Here is a 15,168-nt window from a genome sequence, read left to right on the forward strand (position 1 = left end):
TCCAACACGTTCGTCCTTCGGGGTATAGCCAAACGGTTGCAGCTATCGAAGTAACTTTATTGATTGGTTGTTGAAACTCAATCGAATCACCATCAAAAAGTGAATGGCTTGCACCCGCGTGATCGTGCGCGCGGCGCAGGAACACGACGACGCTCCAGACACCAGGCCACCACCTCGGCATTCTTCAAATAAGCCAGGTTTACCGGAAGCCAAACGGGTCTGGCTAGGCGAGTTCGTCCTCGGCAAGCGACTCGGGGGCCTCTTCTTCTCTCTCTTTCTTGCGCCTTGCCGCCAGGTAGCGGGCCACTCGAGCCGCGAGGAGAAGCGAGATCAGGATCGCCAGCAGGAAGAGCGTCATCCACCAGCTCCATTGGGTGCCGTCGACAGCGGGGCTCATGGGTGTTGGAATAATTCGTTCACCTGTCACCAATAAGCGGTGAGAGTTAATACCGTATGGCGTGCAGGTCAAAAGCGTGGCGAGGTCTTTGTCTTTTTCACGACCAAGAAGGCTCGGGTCGTTCGGCTCCACCACGTCTATACGAGTGACGCGATACGCAAACGACTGGTCTTGCACCTCGAAGAAGAACTCGTCGCCAATTTCCAGGTCTGTCAGACGATCGAACATCGTGGAGTTGGGCAGGCCGGTGTGCGCGGTGATTACCGCGTGACGGTCTACCCCACCGACGGGCAGGTCAGTGCCGAACATGTGGCCGGCACCGGCATTCAAGGTGTCATGGTCGGTGCCGTGCCGCATCGGCAGTTTGACCTCAATCTTCGGAATTTTGACGACGCCGATCATGCCCGACGGCTGATCCAGCACGCTCAGGTATTCGCGGTATTCCGGCGAATCTGGCGCCACGTCACCCAGGAAGGGGTCAAGAACCGGGAAGCCCTTGTGGGTTGCGTTGTATTCGCGGGCGCGAGCGATGTAGGAGTCTTTCAACTCCTGCGACTGAGTGTTCACGTGGTTCTCGTAAGCCTTGCTGACCAGTTTAGCCTGGTGGTTGTTCCAGACCGTCGACGTGATCGGATATGCCAGGCATAGCACGCCCAGCAGAATGAAAATCAGCGGCAGCATACGCTGGCGGCGAGCCTTCTTGGCCTTTTCCACCTCGGTCAGCTGCTCGGCGGGACGCGTCTCGGCTGCCGTCCGCTCGGGGCCGTTGTCTTCGCCGAACCCTTGAGGGTCTCGCGAATCAGTCATGTTTCCGCCGATCTGAACAGTAAGGTTTTGGTTCGACCAGACAAAAGCTGCAACATGGGCTCGCCCGCTTTAGCCCTTTGAAAAGCTGAAGTGCGTTGACAAGGCGTTTCGCTTTCGATTTGAGAAGCGCCGGTATCCCTTGATTTTTGTCGGGTCGCTCTTTCACACAGCTTGTGGGGCCGACCCGGATTGGGTCAGCCCCACAAGGTTATTTAGCTGCAGCTAGTCATTAGCAGACGAGCTTAGGCATTCTCGCGACGACGCGAACGCATGTGCATCGCGGTGCCGCCAGCTACCAGGCCAGCGCCCAGCAGCGCGAAGATGCCAACTCCGACGGCACCGGTGCTCGGCATCTTGAACCAGGCGATCTTTGGGTCGGAGTTCGGGATCGGGACGTTGGCGATGTTCGTCTCGAAGGCGTCATTACCAGCGTCGATGGTCACTTCGGTAACCGTGTTGGAGAGGATGAATTTCTCAGGAGCCTTCTTCTCAACGACGTAGAAGGTTGCTCCGACCCTAGCCTTGTAGGCAGGGGTCTTGCCGTCGGTGCCGGTAGTCCTGGTGCCGAAGTTAGCAGAGGCACCTTCGCAAGAACCGCGGTTGTCGTTTTCGACACATTTCTCAGCCTTGGTCTTATCAGCAAACGCAATGAAATCGGCACCAGCAAGTGGCTTGTTGTCAGTCGCGTTGGTCTTGTTGATCTGGAACTGACGGAACTTCACAGTCGGGTTCGGGTAGTTCGGGTCGTTCGGGTTATTCGGATCCGGATCCTTAGGCTCGCGGATGACCGGAGGCTGCACCGGCTCGCCGGCGCCCTTACCCGGGACGAAGCCGAACTTGTTAGTTACGCTGTCGGGAGCGGCGTCGCCAGTCTTCAGCTTGAAGGTCAAATTAACGAGAACCTTAGGTGCAGCAGAATCGGTGGAAGCTGCGGCGATCTTGGCAAGGCCAGCGTCGGTGAAATTCACCTGAACGCGGGTACGGCCACTTTGACCAACCTCATATCCGGCAGGATCAGCAGTAACGTCAACGGTGTAGTCCTCAGTGAGGTTCAGGTCAGCGCCACCGTCAATCTTCACCGACTTGACGGCCGCTCCATCAATAGTAGCGAAAGCGTCAGTCTGCGCGTCATCGAAGATCGCGAAGCCCTGAATGTCATCTTTCGTTAACTTGCCCTTCTTGTTCAGGGTAGAAGTGATGGTGTAGGAAACGTTGTCGCCTTCACCGACAGTCGCTGAGTAGTCGCCAGTCTTGGACACAGAGTCCTTGACGTCCTTGTTCTTTGGTTTGGCCTCAACATTGTAGTTGTAGGTCAGGTTAGCGGAGTCTGTTCCGGTGATCTCGGGGATCGTCATGAAGAACGGCTTAACGTCCGAAGAGTAACCGGCAGGAACCTTGGTTTCTTCGACCTTATACAGACCAATGTTCAGCGAGCCGAACTTCGCCTTGCCTTGAGCGTCAGTATCTTTCTTCTGAGCGGTGCCCAGCTTGACACCTTCGGTCGGGTCAGCGTTCAACTTGTTGACCTGTTTGGCGACGGTCTCCCAGCCATCCTGGGTCTTGAGGTCGAAAGTTGCCCCGTTGATCTCGGTCACCGGCGTAACGGTGAACTCGGCGCCCTTAACTGGAGTTGTCTTGTCAGGCTGAGTCTTAGTGATTGTGATGGAGCCTTTTGCCGGAGCCCCTGGTGCCCATGGGGCAGGATCGGCTGCGTTGGCCGTGGCCGCCGCACCCATGCCGCCGACCAGGGTCAGCGCGCAGACTGCGGCTAGCAGCTTGCGGAATGACTTTCTCTTAGTCATTACCATTCCTTTCAATTTCATTTTTGACATCAGTTGATGTCTTGTTTTGCTGATTCGAAAATCAGCCTTCGGCATCAATCCGATGCCCCCTATTATGTGCAGCAACCAGGTTGCTGATTATGTCTCTTACATCGGTGCCTAAACGCTTTTAGACACGCGGTGAAGCGTTTGGCTTTCCACCGGTCGGCCAGTTTCGGCTGCCCGGCCAGCGGACCCCACTTAAGCCGTGGACTCTCCGTGTCTATTCTGACGCAGGTAGCCACCCCCGTCAAAGCAACTACCAACAGCACCGCGTAACCCGCAACGTAGTTGAGGCTAACCACGCCCGTCTTGGGCAGCACGAACTCGACAACGTGAATCGTGATCGGTATACGCGCCCAGTTGACACGCTCAATGGGCTTGCCGGTAGCTCCGCCCATTCTACAGTGCCCTAGGAATCCAGCGTGAAGCACTCGCTGCGTTACAGAGTCAATTTTGGTTCGTAGCCGAGCCAAAATTGACTCTGTAACGAAAACAATAGAAAAGGGCCGCCCGGGTTTTCACCCAGACGGCCCTTTACTTTTAGCCTTAGGCCTCGTTAACCGAGCCGCCAGCCTTCTCGATCTTTTCCTTCGCGCTGGAAGAGAACTTGTCAGCGGTCACGTTGACCTTGACGTCGATCTCGCCAGTGCCAAGCACCTTAACCGGACGGTTAGCGCGCACAGCGCCGGCAGCAACCAGATCGGCAACAGTAACGTCGCCGCCTTCCGGGAACAGTTCGGCCAACTTGGCGACGTTAATCACCTGATAGTTGACCCTGAACGGGTTCTGGAAGCCACGCAGCTTCGGCATGCGCATGTGCAGTGGCATCTGGCCACCCTCGAATGCCTCGGGGACATTCTTGCGAGCGCCCGTGCCCTTAGTGCCACGGCCAGCGGTCTTGCCGCCCTTACCGGCCTCACCACGGCCAACGCGATAGGCATCACGGTGAGCGCCCGGAGCCGGACGAAGGTGATGAATCTTGATCGCCATGTCACTTCACCTCTTCGACAGTAACCAGGTGACGAACAGCGCGAGCCATGCCACGAATAGACGGGCTGTCGGCGTGCTTAACTTCGTCACCAACCTTCTTCAGGCCAAGCGAGCGAACGGAATCGCGGATAGCCGGCTTTTCACCAGCAGACGACTTGACCAGCTTGATAACTAGATTCGCCATTACGAAGCCACCTCTTCCTTGCGTGCACGCAGAAGAGCGGCAGGGGTAACGTCCTCGACAGACTTGCCACGACGGGCAGCCACGTCTTCGGGCTCCTCCAGCATCTTCAAAGCAGCGACAGTGGCGTGAACGACGTTCACCTGGTTCGGGGAACCAAGCGACTTCGCCAGCACGTCACCAACGCCAGCGCACTCGAGCACTGCACGAGCCGCGCCACCGGCAATAACACCGGTACCGGCGGAAGCCGGGCGAAGCAGCACAACGCCAGCGCCAGCCTCACCCTGAACCGGGTGCGGGATGGTGCGCTGAATGCGCGGAACGCTGAAGAAGTTCTTCTTGGCCTCTTCGACGCCCTTGCTGATTGCTGTCGGAACTTCCTTCGACTTGCCGTAGCCGACACCAACAGTGCCGTTGCCGTCGCCAACCACTACCAGAGCAGTGAAGCTGAAGCGACGACCACCCTTAACAACCTTAGAAACTCGGTTGATGGTTACTACGCGCTCGAGGAAATCGTTCTTGTTGCGATCGTCCTGACCACGGCCCCGACGGTTGTCCCGGCCGCGACGATCGGACTTACCGCGTTCGCGGTTCTGTGTTTCACTCATCGTCTCCTACCTTTCCGTCAGAGTCCTAGACCGGCCTCGCGGGCTGCGTCAGCCAGCGCGGCGATCCTGCCGTGATACTTGTTACCTGCACGGTCGAACACGACCTTTTCGACGCCAGCAGCCTTAGCACGGTTAGCGATGAGCTCGCCAACCTTCTTCGCCTTTTCGGTCTTGTTGGCGTCCAGCTTGCGAAGATCCGGCTCCATGGTGGAAGCCGAAGCCAGCGTGTTGCCAGCAACGTCGTCAATTACCTGAACCAGGATGTGACGCGAGCTGCGAGTGACGACCATGCGAGGACGCTCCGGGTAACCGAAGATCTTCTTACGGCCGCGCAGTGCACGGCGCTGGCGAGAAGCAGTCCTCTTAGCGAGGTGCTTGTTGTGTTTAAGCGAAATAGCCATGCTTACTTACCAGCCTTTCCAGCCTTGCGACGCACGTGCTCACCCTGGTAGCGGATGCCCTTGCCCTTGTAAGGCTCAGGAGCACGCAGCTTGCGAATGTTCGCAGCAACTTCACCAACCTGCTGCTTATCGATGCCGGAGATGTGCATGCGAGTGGGGTTCTCAACCTCAAACGAGATGCCTTCCGGAGCATCGATGATAACCGGGTGGCTGAAGCCCAGGTTGAACTCAACCTGCTTCGGGCCCTTGGAGATGACACGGTAACCAACACCAACGATCTCCAGCGTCTTCGAGTAACCCTCGGTGACACCAATGATCATGTTGTTGATGAGGCTACGAGTCAGACCGTGCAGCGAGCGGTTCTCGCGCTCGTCGTCCGGACGCGAAACTACGATGCGGCCTTCGTCGTCGGTAGCAACGGTTAGCGGCGAAACAACGTGGTGGCTCAGGGTCCCCTTCGGGCCCTTTACCTCGACGTCGTTTTCATTGATTTTGACCTCGACACCGGAGGGAACGGTGATCGGGAGCCTGCCAATACGAGACATTTATCTACTCCTTCTCTTTCCGTTACCAGACGTAGGCGAGCACTTCGCCGCCCACGGACTTCTCCATAGCCTGCTTGTCAGTCATCAGACCGTGAGAGGTCGAGATGATTGCGATACCAAGACCTCCCAAAACCTTAGGAAGGTTGTTCGACTTGGCGTAGACGCGCAGACCCGGCTTCGAGATGCGCCGCAGGCCCGCAATGGAGCGCTGGCGATCTTCGCCGTACTTCAGCGTGATGTTTAGAGTTTTGCCAGCCTTGCCCTCTTCGGGTTCGCGGACCTCGTACTCCTCGATGTAGCCCTCTTCTTTCAAGATCTCGGCGATGCCGGCCTTGATCTTCGAGTGCGGCATGGAAGTCTGATCGAGGAACGCACGGTTGGCGTTACGCAGACGAGTAAGCATGTCTGCGATGGGATCAGTCATTGTCATGGCTGCCTAGCCCTCTTTCTCGCAGCGGTTTCCTTGATGGACCTGCTGCGTCGGTTTGGTTTGGTGAATAATCACCAGGAAGATTTGGTTACGCCCGGCAGCTCGCCCTTGTGAGCCAAGTCACGAAGGCAAACTCGGCACAGGCCGAACTTGCGGTAGACGCTACGGGGACGTCCGCAAACGCGGCAGCGGGTGTAGGAACGTACACCAAACTTCTGCTTGCGGGCAGCCTTTACGATTAAAGCTTTCTTAGCCATTAGTTAGCCTCACTTGCTCTTCTTGCCCGGGTAGAAACGACCACGACGCTTCGGCTTCTTCGGGTCGTCCTTAGCCTTGAATGGGAATCCGAGCTGAGCCAGCAGCTCGCGACCCTCCGCGTCGTTGGTGGCGCTGGTCACGAAAGTGATGTCCATGCCACGGGTGCGGTCGATCTTGTCCGGATCGATCTCGAGGAACATAACCTGCTCGCTCAGACCGAAGGTGTAGTTACCGTTGCCGTCGAACTGGTTGGAGTTCAGGCCACGGAAGTCACGGATTCGGGGAAGAGCCAGCGCGAGCAGACGCTCAGCGAACTCCCACATGCGGTCGCCGCGAAGCGTTACGTGGCAGCCAATAGCCTGGCCCTCACGCAGCTTGAACGATGCGATCGACTTGCGAGCCTTGGTCACCTGCGGCTTCTGGCCGGTGATCAGGGTGAGATCGTGGATAGCGCCGTCGAGCACCTTGGAGTCGTGCGCAGCCTGGCCAACACCCATGTTCACGACGACCTTGGTCAGGCCCGGAATCAGCATCGGGTTAGCGTAGTTGAACTTTTCGTTCATCGACTTGCGAACTTCTTCGCGGTACTTCTTCTTCAGGCGCGGCATGTTATCGGCTGCGTTGCGAGCCTTCTCAGCCACCTTGATTGCAGGTGCAGTTGCCCTAGCCATCAGATCTCCTTCCCGGTTTTACGGGCGATACGAACGCCACGAGTGCCCTCGTACTCGGAACCGTCAGCGCGACGCTTGGTAACCTTCTTGCGCTCCTTGCCGATACGGGTGACAACTTCCTTGCCGTTTTCGTCCTTGACCAGAAGCTGAACGTTGGAAACGTGCAGCGCTGCCTCGGTGCTGACGATGCCACCCTTCTCGGTGGCGCCGGTTGCCGGGTTTGCGGTGTCGCGCACGTGGTGCCTGGCGATGTTTACGCCCTGCACGGTGACGCGTTCACGCTCGCGGTCGATGGCGATAATCTCGCCAATGACGCCCTTATCTTTACCTGCGATGACCTTTACGCGGTCGCCCTTCTTGAGCTTCACTTAGATCACCTCCGGTGCTAGCGAAACAATGCGCATGTAGCGCTTGTCACGCAGTTCACGAGCAACCGGTCCGAAGATACGGGTGCCGCGAGGCTCGCCATTAGTCTGAACGATTACAGCGGCGTTCTCATCAAAACGGATGTAGGAACCGTCCTTGCGACGGGTTTCCTTTGCTGCCCGGACGATAACTGCGCGAACTACTTCGCCTTCCTTGACGTTGCCGCCAGGAATGGCGTCCTTAACGGTGGCCACAATGGTGTCACCGAGGCCCGCGTAGCGTCGACCGGAGCCACCGAGAACACGGATGCAAAGGATCTCCTTCGCGCCGGTGTTATCGGCGACCTTTAGTCGCGATTCCTGCTGGATCATTTTTCTCCTTCGCCCCGGGGGTGCCGGAGCTACTCATGCGTTTGCGGTTTTCTAGTCCGCAACCTACGATGCCCGCTGGATTTTGCCAGAGGACAGCCCCATTTCTGGGGTGTTGATCCCGAGGAAAGGTCCCTGCTGTCTCCAGCAAAAGAATGGTTACAAGCAGGCTCAGACCTCAGGCAACCTTTATAGGGTACAACACGGGCGACCCCAGGCGAAATCGTCGTTGAAAACCTTGCACAGTTGAAAAGTTGTTCTTATTTTCTGTGACAAAACGTGGTCGCTCAACGAGGGGAAAGTGGCAATACTGCAGAAAGACCCGCTCAGATATCTCTCAAGGCTTCAATCGAGCGGCCACGTTTTGTCACGGTCTGCCGACTAGCTCCCAGCTCTGACCAAGATTTCTGGAGCGGAACGTCAAACCCTTGTCTCCTCTATCTTCCCAGCTTGGATAGTTCAGCGTGAATTCGTAAATAGGCCGACTTGGCGTGCCGGATGTTTGGGCCGACTGCAGAAAAGTTGCTTCAACTGGCCAATCATCGGGGACTTGAAGATCAAGCAGATGCCAGGTCGCTCCCCCGTCGTTTGTAAGCATTATCTGCGGACCATCGTCCGGCGCAAAACCAACGACGCCGCTTTGTTGGTCGAACATCTGGAATCCGTAAAATGTCCGCCCCTCAGCGATGGCTACGGGTTCGGCTAAATCGCTCGATTTAAATTCATACTTGCAGCTGTTAGCCATTGCGCAGTCGCTCTCGATTACGGAAAATTTTTTGCCGTCGAGAGTCGACGACGCCACCACCTTATCGTCGGGACCAATTTCGACCACATGTTGTTCGGGCGGTTGTGGCTCTTCAATAGTTGAGCTCTTAACCCCGCCAAAGATCAGCGTTCCTGCGAGAACACCAGCGGTCACCAGCGCCAAACCTGCGGCGAATCCTTTGAGGGCTTTTACCAGCACGGATTGCTTGCGTTTTTCTGGCAACCCATCGCTCGAAAATTCGTCGAGCTTGCCCGCTTGCTTTACATCGGGTGGGTTAGCCCAACTGAATTCTTCATCGGCCCTCATGAATTTAATTTAACCATGCCTAGTCGAAAGATGATTACCGGAAAACTTGCCTACAAAAAGGCCCGACGCAAAAGCTGCGTAGGGCCTTTTCTCTTCATTTACTTAGTTCTTGCGTTTCCTAGCGGCTCTGATTCCATCGGCAGTCGCACCCTCAGCAATACGAGATAGCGCAGCCGCCAGCACCGATAATGGGCAGGCCTTTTGCCTTGGCTTTCTTTGCAGGTTTGGGCTGCTATTTCGGGGACATTATTTGCAAAAGAAAAGCCCAGTTCCATAAGGAACCGGGCTCTTCTAAAAGGTTTTTACTTCGCCTTCTCGACGATTTCGAGTAGGCGCCAACGCTTGGTGGCAGAGGTGGGACGAGTCTCCATGATGCGGACTCGGTCGCCAATGCCGGCCTCGTTGTTTTCGTCGTGAACGTGAAGCTTGGTGCTCATGTTCATGATCTTGCCGTAAAGGCGGTGCTTAACGCGATCCTCAATGCGAACAACGATGGTCTTATCCATCTTGTCCGAAGTGACGATACCGGTACGAACCTTGCGACCGGCGCGCTCTGCAGCCTTCTCGTTTACCTGCTCGCTCATTCTGCGGCCTCCTGTGCGTCCGGATCCTCGATAATGCCGAGGCTACGCTCACGCAGCACCGTGTAGATGCGTGCGATATTCTTCTTGACCTCACGAAGCTGCGCGGTGTTCTCCAGCTGGCCGGTGGCCGACTGGAAACGAAGGCCGAACAGCTCCTCCTTGAGAGCAACGACCTGGTCGTTGAGCTCCTTAGCGCTGAGACCACGCAGGTCAGCGGCCTTGTTAGCGGATGCCATCAGTTTTCACCTGCCTCACGCGCGATGAAACGCGCCTTCATGGGTAGTTTGTGGATAGCAAGACGCAACGCCTCACGAGCAACTTCTTCGGAAACACCCGAAAGTTCAAACATCACGCGACCCGGCTTTACGTTGGCTACCCAGAACTCCGGGGAACCCTTACCGGAACCCATACGGGCTTCTGCGGGGTGCTTGGTAAGCGGACGGTCTGGGAACACGTTGATCCAAACCTTACCGCCACGCTTCATGTGACGGGTCATAGCGATACGAGCGGCCTCGATCTGACGGTTAGTAAGGTAACCGTGACCAACAGCCTGAATGCCGTAATCGCCGAATGCGAGCGTCGTGCCGCCCTTTGCGAGGCCGGAACGGCCAGGGCGATGCTGCTTGCGGTATTTAACGCGACGAGGAATTAACATAATTAAGCTCCTGCGTTCTGAGTTTCGGGGGCGGCGCTTTCAGCGCTCGCCTTGGTAGCGCTACCGGCGTTGGCCTGCTGCTTGCGGGCCTGGTCGGAACGGCGGTTACCACCGCGGCCAGGGCGACGATTGCCGCCACGACCACCACGGCCACGCGCAGGAGCCTGCTCACGAGCAGCCTTCTGAGCAGCGCGCTCAGCGCGGGTGCCTGTGACGTCACCGTTGTAAACCCAGACCTTCACACCAATGCGGCCGTACTGGGTACGAGCTTCGTAGAAGCCGTAGTCAATATCAGCGCGCAGGGTGTGTAGCGGAACACGACCCTCACGGTAGCCCTCGGAGCGGCTCATTTCAGCGCCACCCAGACGACCGGAGCACTTGATGCGAACACCCTTTGCTCCTCCGCGCATAGCGGACTGCTGGGCCTTACGCATTGCGCGACGGAAAGCGACGCGGGCGCCGAGCTGCTCGGCAATGCCCTGAGCAACGAGCTGCGCGTCGGTCTCAGTGTTGCGAACCTCGAGAATGTTCAGCTGAATCTGTTTTCCAGTCAGCTTCTCCAGTTCGCCACGGATGCGCTCTGCCTCGGTACCGTTACGACCGATGACGATGCCCGGGCGGGCAGTCGACAGGTAGATGGTCACGCGCTCGTCGCTGCGACGCTCAATCTCGATCGAGCTGACGCCAGCGCGCTCGAGGTGGCTCTGCAGCCATTCACGGATCTTCTGGTCCTCGGCAACGAAGTCCGAGTACTTCTTATCCGCATACCAGCGAGCGGTGTGATCGGTGGTGACGCCGAGACGGAAGCCGTTAGGATTGATCTTCTGACCCACGCTCAGGCCTCCTTCTCTTTATCAGTAGCGGGCTTGGTTTCTTTCTTGGCTGCCGGCTTCTTAGCGGCAGGCTTCTTGGCCGCCGGCTTTTCAGCCTTAGCAGCGGTCTTCTTCGCTGCCGGCTTCTTAGCGGCAGGCTTCTTGGCCGCCGGCTTTTCAGCCTTAGCAGCGGTCTTCTTCGCTGCCGGCTTCTTAGCAGCAGGCTTCTTGGCCGCCGGCTTTTCCTCAACCTTTGCCTTTGCCTCGACCTTGGTCTCGGCAGCTGCTGCGACGTCGGCCGGCTTCTTAGCCTTACCCTGCTGTGGCGCAGGCTTGTGCACGATCTCGCGGGCTTCCTTCGGCTCGACAACCACAGTGATGTGGCTGCCGCGCTTGAGGATGGCGCTAGCCGAACCCTTCGCACGGGGGCGAATGCGGCGGAGCGTGACACCCTCATCCACGAAAGCAGTGGAGATGTAGAGGTCCTCGGCGCCAAGCGACTCGGTGGCCTCAGCGTTAGCTACCGCAGAGGCAACTACCTTGTAGACCGGCTCACTGGCCGCCTGCGGAGCGAACTTCAAGGTCGCGAGGGCGTCAGTGACGTCCATGCCGCGAACCAAGTTCACAACGCGACGAACCTTCATCGGGCTCATGCGCACGTGGCGGGCGATAGCGTACGAGCCGGGTCGATCGCCGAGCAGGGCGAGGCGACGGCTTGGTCGCTCGTTAGTTTTGCTCATCATCAATTCCTTCTGCGGGCTTAACGCCTGCGGCTCTTCTTGTCGTCCTTAACGTGACCACGGAAAGTTCGCGTGGGAGCGAACTCACCGAGCTTGTGACCGATCATTGCTTCGGTCACGAACACGGGAACGTGCTTGCGTCCGTCATGCACAGCCAGAGTGTGACCAAGCATGTCGGGGGTAATCATCGAACGGCGCGACCAAGTCTTAATGACGTTGTGCGTGCCGGCTTCGTTCTGTGCGTCGACCTTCTTCTGCAGATGGTCGTCGACGAACGGTCCTTTTTTAAGGCTGCGTGGCATTTCTTAATCTCCCAATCAGCGCTTCTTGCCACTCTTGCGGCGGCGAACGATCATCTTGTTGCTGGCCTTCTTAGGCGAGCGGGTACGGCCCTCGAGCTGACCCCACGGGCTAACCGGGTGACGGCCACCGGAGGTCTTGCCCTCACCACCACCGTGCGGGTGGTCGTGCGGGTTCATAACAACACCACGGACAGACGGGCGAACGCCCTTCCAGCGCATACGGCCGGCCTTGCCCCAGTGAATGTTGGACTGCTCGGCGTTGCCTACGGAACCAACGGTTGCGCGGCAGCGAACGTCGACCATGCGCATCTCACCGGAAGGCATACGCAGCGTGGCGTGCTTGCCCTCACGAGCGACGAGCTGAATCGACGAGCCAGCGGAACGGCCAAGCTTGGCGCCGCCGCCCGGGCGCATCTCCACGGCGTGAACGGTAGTACCGACCGGGATGTTGCGCAGAGGCAGGTTGTTGCCAGGCTTGATGTCAACGTCGGCGCCAGAAACGATCTGGACGCCCTGCTTCAGGCCCTCGGGAGCGATGATGTAACGCTTGGCACCGTCTGCGTAGTGCAGAAGTGCGATGCGAGCGGTGCGGTTCGGGTCGTACTCGATGTGAGCAACCTTTGCCGGAACACCATCCTTGTCGTAACGCTTGAAGTCAACCAGACGGTAGGCCTGCTTGTGGCCACCACCGATGTGACGAGTAGTGATGCGGCCGGAGTTGTTGCGACCGCCAGTCTTCGACTTCGACTTAACCAGGCTCTTTTCCGGAACCGAGCGGGTGACCTCAGAGAAGTCTGACACGCTCGACCCGCGGCGACCCGGCGTCGTCGGCTTGTACTTACGAATAGCCATTAGGTTTCTTCGTCCTTGTCTTCTTGAGATCAGTTACCGAAAATATCGATCCGCTGACCCTCAGCGACGCTGACAATCGCACGCTTTGTGTTAGCGCGCTTGCCAATGCCGAAGCGAGTGCGGCGAGTCTTGCCTTGACGGTTCATGGTGTTCACGGAGAGCACCTTGACGCCGAAGACCTGCTCAACGGCGATCTTGATCTGGGTCTTGTTGGCGCGGGGATCAACGATGAACGTGTACTTGTTCTCGTCAATGAGCCCGTAGCTCTTTTCAGACACGACCGGCGCGATCAGGATGTCGCGCGGATCGGCGATCTTAATTTCGCTCATTTGGTGGCCTCCTGTTCAGCCTCAGTCTCGGTGGCAACAGCCTTAACCGACTTGCCCTTGGCCGGACCAGCAACGAAAGAGTCGAACGCAGACTTGCTGAAGACGACTGCCTGGCTTGCCAGAACGTCGTAAGCATTCAGCTGGTCGTACGCGATGACGTGAACGTTGTTCAGGTTGCGGACGCTGAGCCAAGCTGCCTCATCCTTGCGGTCGAGGACAACGAGGATGCGCTTGAAATCGCCAAGAGCGGCGAGAGCAGCGGCTGCCTTCTTAGTGGAAGGAGCGTCGGTCACGATCGAGCCGATGATGAACAGCTTGCCGTCGCGAGCACGGTCGGAAAGTGCACCACGCAGTGCAGCGGCCACCATCTTCTTGGGGGTGCGCTGTGCGTAGCTACGCGGGGTCGGTCCGTGGACGACGCCACCACCGGTCCACTGCGGAGCGCGGGTCGAACCCTGACGTGCACGACCGGTGCCCTTCTGGCGCCAAGGCTTACGGCCACCGCCGGAAACCTCACCGCGGGTCTTGGTGTCGTGAGTGCCCTGACGAGCAGCTGCTAGCTGGGCAACAACAACCTGGTGCATAAGCGGAATGTTTGCCTGGGCGTCGAAGATCTCGGCGGGCAGGTCAGCGGAACCAACCTTTTTGCCGTCTGCACCCAAAACGTCTACCTTGCTCACTTGGCATCACCCTTCTTGGCGGCGCTACGTACAACGACGAGGCCACCCTTGTTACCGGGGACGGCTCCGCGAACCAGAATCAGGCCGCGTTCTGCGTCAACAGCAGCAACCTGCAGGTTCTGGACGGTCTTGTTCTTGTTACCCATGCGGCCAGCCATGCGCATGCCCTTGAGCACGCGACCCGGGGTGGAACAACCACCGATGGAGCCCGGTGCGCGGTGCTTACGGTGAACACCGTGGCCTGCGCCGATACCGCGGAAACCGTGGCGTTTCATGACACCAGCGGTGCCCTTGCCCTTGGTTACGCCGGTAACGTCGACGAACTCGCCGTCGGCGAAGATGTCAGCGGTGATCTCCTGGCCAAGCTCGTATTCACTGGCGTTGGAGGTGCGCAGCTCAACGAGGTGCTTGCGCGGGGTAACGTTGGCCTTGGCGAAGTGACCAGCTGCAGGCTTGGTAAGAGCCTTAGCCTTCACGGCGCCGTAGCCGAATTGGACGGCAGAGTAGCCGTCAGTTTCTGGAGTACGGATCTGCGTGACAACGCACGGGCCGGCCTGAATGACAGTCACCGGAATGACGCGGTTGTCCTGATCCCACATTTGGGTCATACCGAGCTTAGTGCCCAGCACACCCTTCAAATTGCGTTCGGTCATTATTGCCTGCCTCACGGAAGCTTGATCTCAATATCGACACCAGCCGGAAGGTCGAGACGCATCAGCGAATCAACCGTCTTCGGAGTGGGTTCGAGAATGTCAATGAGCCGCTTGTGGGTACGCATTTCGAAATGCTCGCGGCTGTCCTTGTCTTTGTGGGGCGAACGAATGACGCACCACACGTTCTTTTCGGTAGGCAGCGGCACCGGGCCGGCAACCTTTGCGCCGGTACGTGTCACCGTGTCGACGATCTTGCGCGCCGAAGTATCGATGACCTCGTGGTCATAGGCCTTGAGCCTGATGCGGATTTTCTGTCCCGCCACGTTAGGTTCCTCTTTTTCGCTCACATCGATTCAGTCTCGAACTTTCGTCCGGTCAGAACCGATTCGGTCTGCTACTTGGTCGCTTTCGCGACCCTCGGTCTTGTGTTGGCGCTGCCGCCTCATTCGAGGCTGCTCGTCCAGTCCACTGCACCAGACCTACGAGCCTTAGCCGCAGAGTCTTCGCCTTCGGGCTTCCACCCTCAGTTTCCACTGAATTCAGTTTCTACTGAACCCTCAAGTGCAGTTAACCGGAGCCGGCTTGGCTCGATTGGTTTCTGGCGGACACGACACACGCTCTCGCTGCCTTAAGGGCTACCCGGG

Annotated in this window: 23 protein-coding genes and 1 pseudogene; all 24 read right to left on the reverse strand. The window is 58.0% G+C overall.

Going from position 1 to position 15,168, the window contains the following annotated elements; all coding sequences use genetic code 11:
• Positions 1-223 precede the first annotated feature (223 nt).
• Positions 224-1,204 carry a class C sortase gene (locus HMPREF1255_RS04580; protein ID WP_024111245.1) on the reverse strand — a complete coding sequence of 327 codons (981 nt, stop codon included), beginning with the start codon at positions 1,202-1,204 and terminating at the stop codon, positions 224-226.
• A gap of 242 nt (positions 1,205-1,446) precedes the next feature.
• Positions 1,447-3,006: a SpaH/EbpB family LPXTG-anchored major pilin gene (locus HMPREF1255_RS04585; RefSeq protein WP_024111157.1), complete on the reverse strand. Its 1,560-nt coding sequence runs from the start codon at positions 3,004-3,006 to the stop codon at positions 1,447-1,449.
• A gap of 567 nt (positions 3,007-3,573) precedes the next feature.
• Positions 3,574-4,017: a 50S ribosomal protein L15 gene (rplO, locus tag HMPREF1255_RS04595; protein WP_024111081.1), complete on the reverse strand. Its 444-nt coding sequence runs from the start codon at positions 4,015-4,017 to the stop codon at positions 3,574-3,576.
• A gap of 1 nt (position 4,018) precedes the next feature.
• Positions 4,019-4,201 carry a 50S ribosomal protein L30 gene (gene rpmD / locus HMPREF1255_RS04600; RefSeq protein WP_016455388.1) on the reverse strand — a complete coding sequence of 61 codons (183 nt, stop codon included), beginning with the start codon at positions 4,199-4,201 and terminating at the stop codon, positions 4,019-4,021.
• Positions 4,201-4,806 (reverse strand): 30S ribosomal protein S5, encoded by a 606-nt coding sequence (gene rpsE, locus HMPREF1255_RS04605; RefSeq protein ID WP_016455387.1) that lies wholly within the window; start codon positions 4,804-4,806, stop codon positions 4,201-4,203. Before rpsE ends, rpmD begins: the two co-directional genes overlap by 1 nt.
• Before the next feature lie 17 nt (positions 4,807-4,823).
• Complete coding sequence (rplR, locus tag HMPREF1255_RS04610; protein ID WP_024111218.1) at positions 4,824-5,207, reverse strand: 50S ribosomal protein L18; 384 nt, start codon at positions 5,205-5,207, stop codon at positions 4,824-4,826.
• 2 nt (positions 5,208-5,209) lie between these two features.
• Complete coding sequence (gene rplF, locus HMPREF1255_RS04615) at positions 5,210-5,752, reverse strand: 50S ribosomal protein L6 (protein WP_024111138.1); 543 nt, start codon at positions 5,750-5,752, stop codon at positions 5,210-5,212.
• Positions 5,753-5,774: 22 nt separating this feature from the next.
• Positions 5,775-6,182 (reverse strand): 30S ribosomal protein S8, encoded by a 408-nt coding sequence (rpsH, locus tag HMPREF1255_RS04620; RefSeq protein WP_016455384.1) that lies wholly within the window; start codon positions 6,180-6,182, stop codon positions 5,775-5,777.
• 71 nt (positions 6,183-6,253) lie between these two features.
• Positions 6,254-6,439: a type Z 30S ribosomal protein S14 gene (locus HMPREF1255_RS04625; protein WP_016455383.1), complete on the reverse strand. Its 186-nt coding sequence runs from the start codon at positions 6,437-6,439 to the stop codon at positions 6,254-6,256.
• Positions 6,440-6,448: 9 nt separating this feature from the next.
• Positions 6,449-7,111, reverse strand: coding sequence for a 50S ribosomal protein L5 (gene rplE, locus HMPREF1255_RS04630; protein ID WP_016455382.1), 663 nt, complete (start codon positions 7,109-7,111; stop codon positions 6,449-6,451).
• Entirely contained in the window at positions 7,111-7,479 is a 369-nt protein-coding gene (rplX, locus tag HMPREF1255_RS04635; protein ID WP_024111114.1) for a 50S ribosomal protein L24, read from the reverse strand. The genes rplE and rplX overlap by 1 nt, the downstream gene beginning before the upstream one ends.
• Positions 7,480-7,848: a 50S ribosomal protein L14 gene (rplN, locus tag HMPREF1255_RS04640; protein ID WP_016455380.1), complete on the reverse strand. Its 369-nt coding sequence runs from the start codon at positions 7,846-7,848 to the stop codon at positions 7,480-7,482.
• Between the two features lie 364 nt (positions 7,849-8,212).
• A complete protein-coding gene (locus HMPREF1255_RS04645) occupies positions 8,213-8,917 on the reverse strand; it encodes a hypothetical protein (RefSeq protein WP_024111160.1) in 705 nt (234 codons plus the stop codon).
• Between the two features lie 302 nt (positions 8,918-9,219).
• The gene (gene rpsQ, locus HMPREF1255_RS04650; RefSeq protein WP_016455378.1) at positions 9,220-9,501 is read right to left on the reverse strand and encodes a 30S ribosomal protein S17; all 282 of its coding nucleotides are present in this window, start codon (positions 9,499-9,501) and stop codon (positions 9,220-9,222) included.
• A complete protein-coding gene (gene rpmC / locus HMPREF1255_RS04655) occupies positions 9,498-9,737 on the reverse strand; it encodes a 50S ribosomal protein L29 (protein ID WP_016455377.1) in 240 nt (79 codons plus the stop codon). Before rpmC ends, rpsQ begins: the two co-directional genes overlap by 4 nt.
• Positions 9,737-10,156 (reverse strand): 50S ribosomal protein L16, encoded by a 420-nt coding sequence (gene rplP, locus HMPREF1255_RS04660; protein WP_016455376.1) that lies wholly within the window; start codon positions 10,154-10,156, stop codon positions 9,737-9,739. The genes rpmC and rplP overlap by 1 nt, the downstream gene beginning before the upstream one ends.
• A 2-nt stretch (positions 10,157-10,158) precedes the next feature.
• Positions 10,159-10,989, reverse strand: coding sequence for a 30S ribosomal protein S3 (gene rpsC / locus HMPREF1255_RS04665; RefSeq protein WP_016455375.1), 831 nt, complete (start codon positions 10,987-10,989; stop codon positions 10,159-10,161).
• 239 nt (positions 10,990-11,228) lie between these two features.
• A pseudogene (gene rplV / locus HMPREF1255_RS04670) lies at positions 11,229-11,708 on the reverse strand (50S ribosomal protein L22); the annotation flags it as partial.
• A gap of 20 nt (positions 11,709-11,728) precedes the next feature.
• On the reverse strand, positions 11,729-12,010 hold the full coding sequence (gene rpsS / locus HMPREF1255_RS04675; protein ID WP_016455373.1) for a 30S ribosomal protein S19: 282 nt from the start codon (positions 12,008-12,010) through the stop codon (positions 11,729-11,731).
• Between the two features lie 15 nt (positions 12,011-12,025).
• Positions 12,026-12,862, reverse strand: coding sequence for a 50S ribosomal protein L2 (gene rplB / locus HMPREF1255_RS04680; protein ID WP_016455372.1), 837 nt, complete (start codon positions 12,860-12,862; stop codon positions 12,026-12,028).
• 29 nt (positions 12,863-12,891) lie between these two features.
• Positions 12,892-13,191, reverse strand: coding sequence for a 50S ribosomal protein L23 (rplW, locus tag HMPREF1255_RS04685; RefSeq protein WP_016455371.1), 300 nt, complete (start codon positions 13,189-13,191; stop codon positions 12,892-12,894).
• On the reverse strand, positions 13,188-13,871 hold the full coding sequence (gene rplD, locus HMPREF1255_RS04690) for a 50S ribosomal protein L4 (RefSeq protein ID WP_024111123.1): 684 nt from the start codon (positions 13,869-13,871) through the stop codon (positions 13,188-13,190). Before rplD ends, rplW begins: the two co-directional genes overlap by 4 nt.
• Positions 13,868-14,524 (reverse strand): 50S ribosomal protein L3, encoded by a 657-nt coding sequence (gene rplC, locus HMPREF1255_RS04695; protein ID WP_024111224.1) that lies wholly within the window; start codon positions 14,522-14,524, stop codon positions 13,868-13,870. The genes rplD and rplC overlap by 4 nt, the downstream gene beginning before the upstream one ends.
• Before the next feature lie 11 nt (positions 14,525-14,535).
• The gene (gene rpsJ / locus HMPREF1255_RS04700; RefSeq protein ID WP_024111134.1) at positions 14,536-14,847 is read right to left on the reverse strand and encodes a 30S ribosomal protein S10; all 312 of its coding nucleotides are present in this window, start codon (positions 14,845-14,847) and stop codon (positions 14,536-14,538) included.
• Between the last annotated feature and the right edge of the window lie 321 nt (positions 14,848-15,168).

Origin of the sequence: Propionimicrobium sp. BV2F7 (assembly GCF_000510445.1) — a bacterium.
GTDB lineage: Bacteria > Actinomycetota > Actinomycetes > Propionibacteriales > Propionibacteriaceae > Propionimicrobium > Propionimicrobium lymphophilum.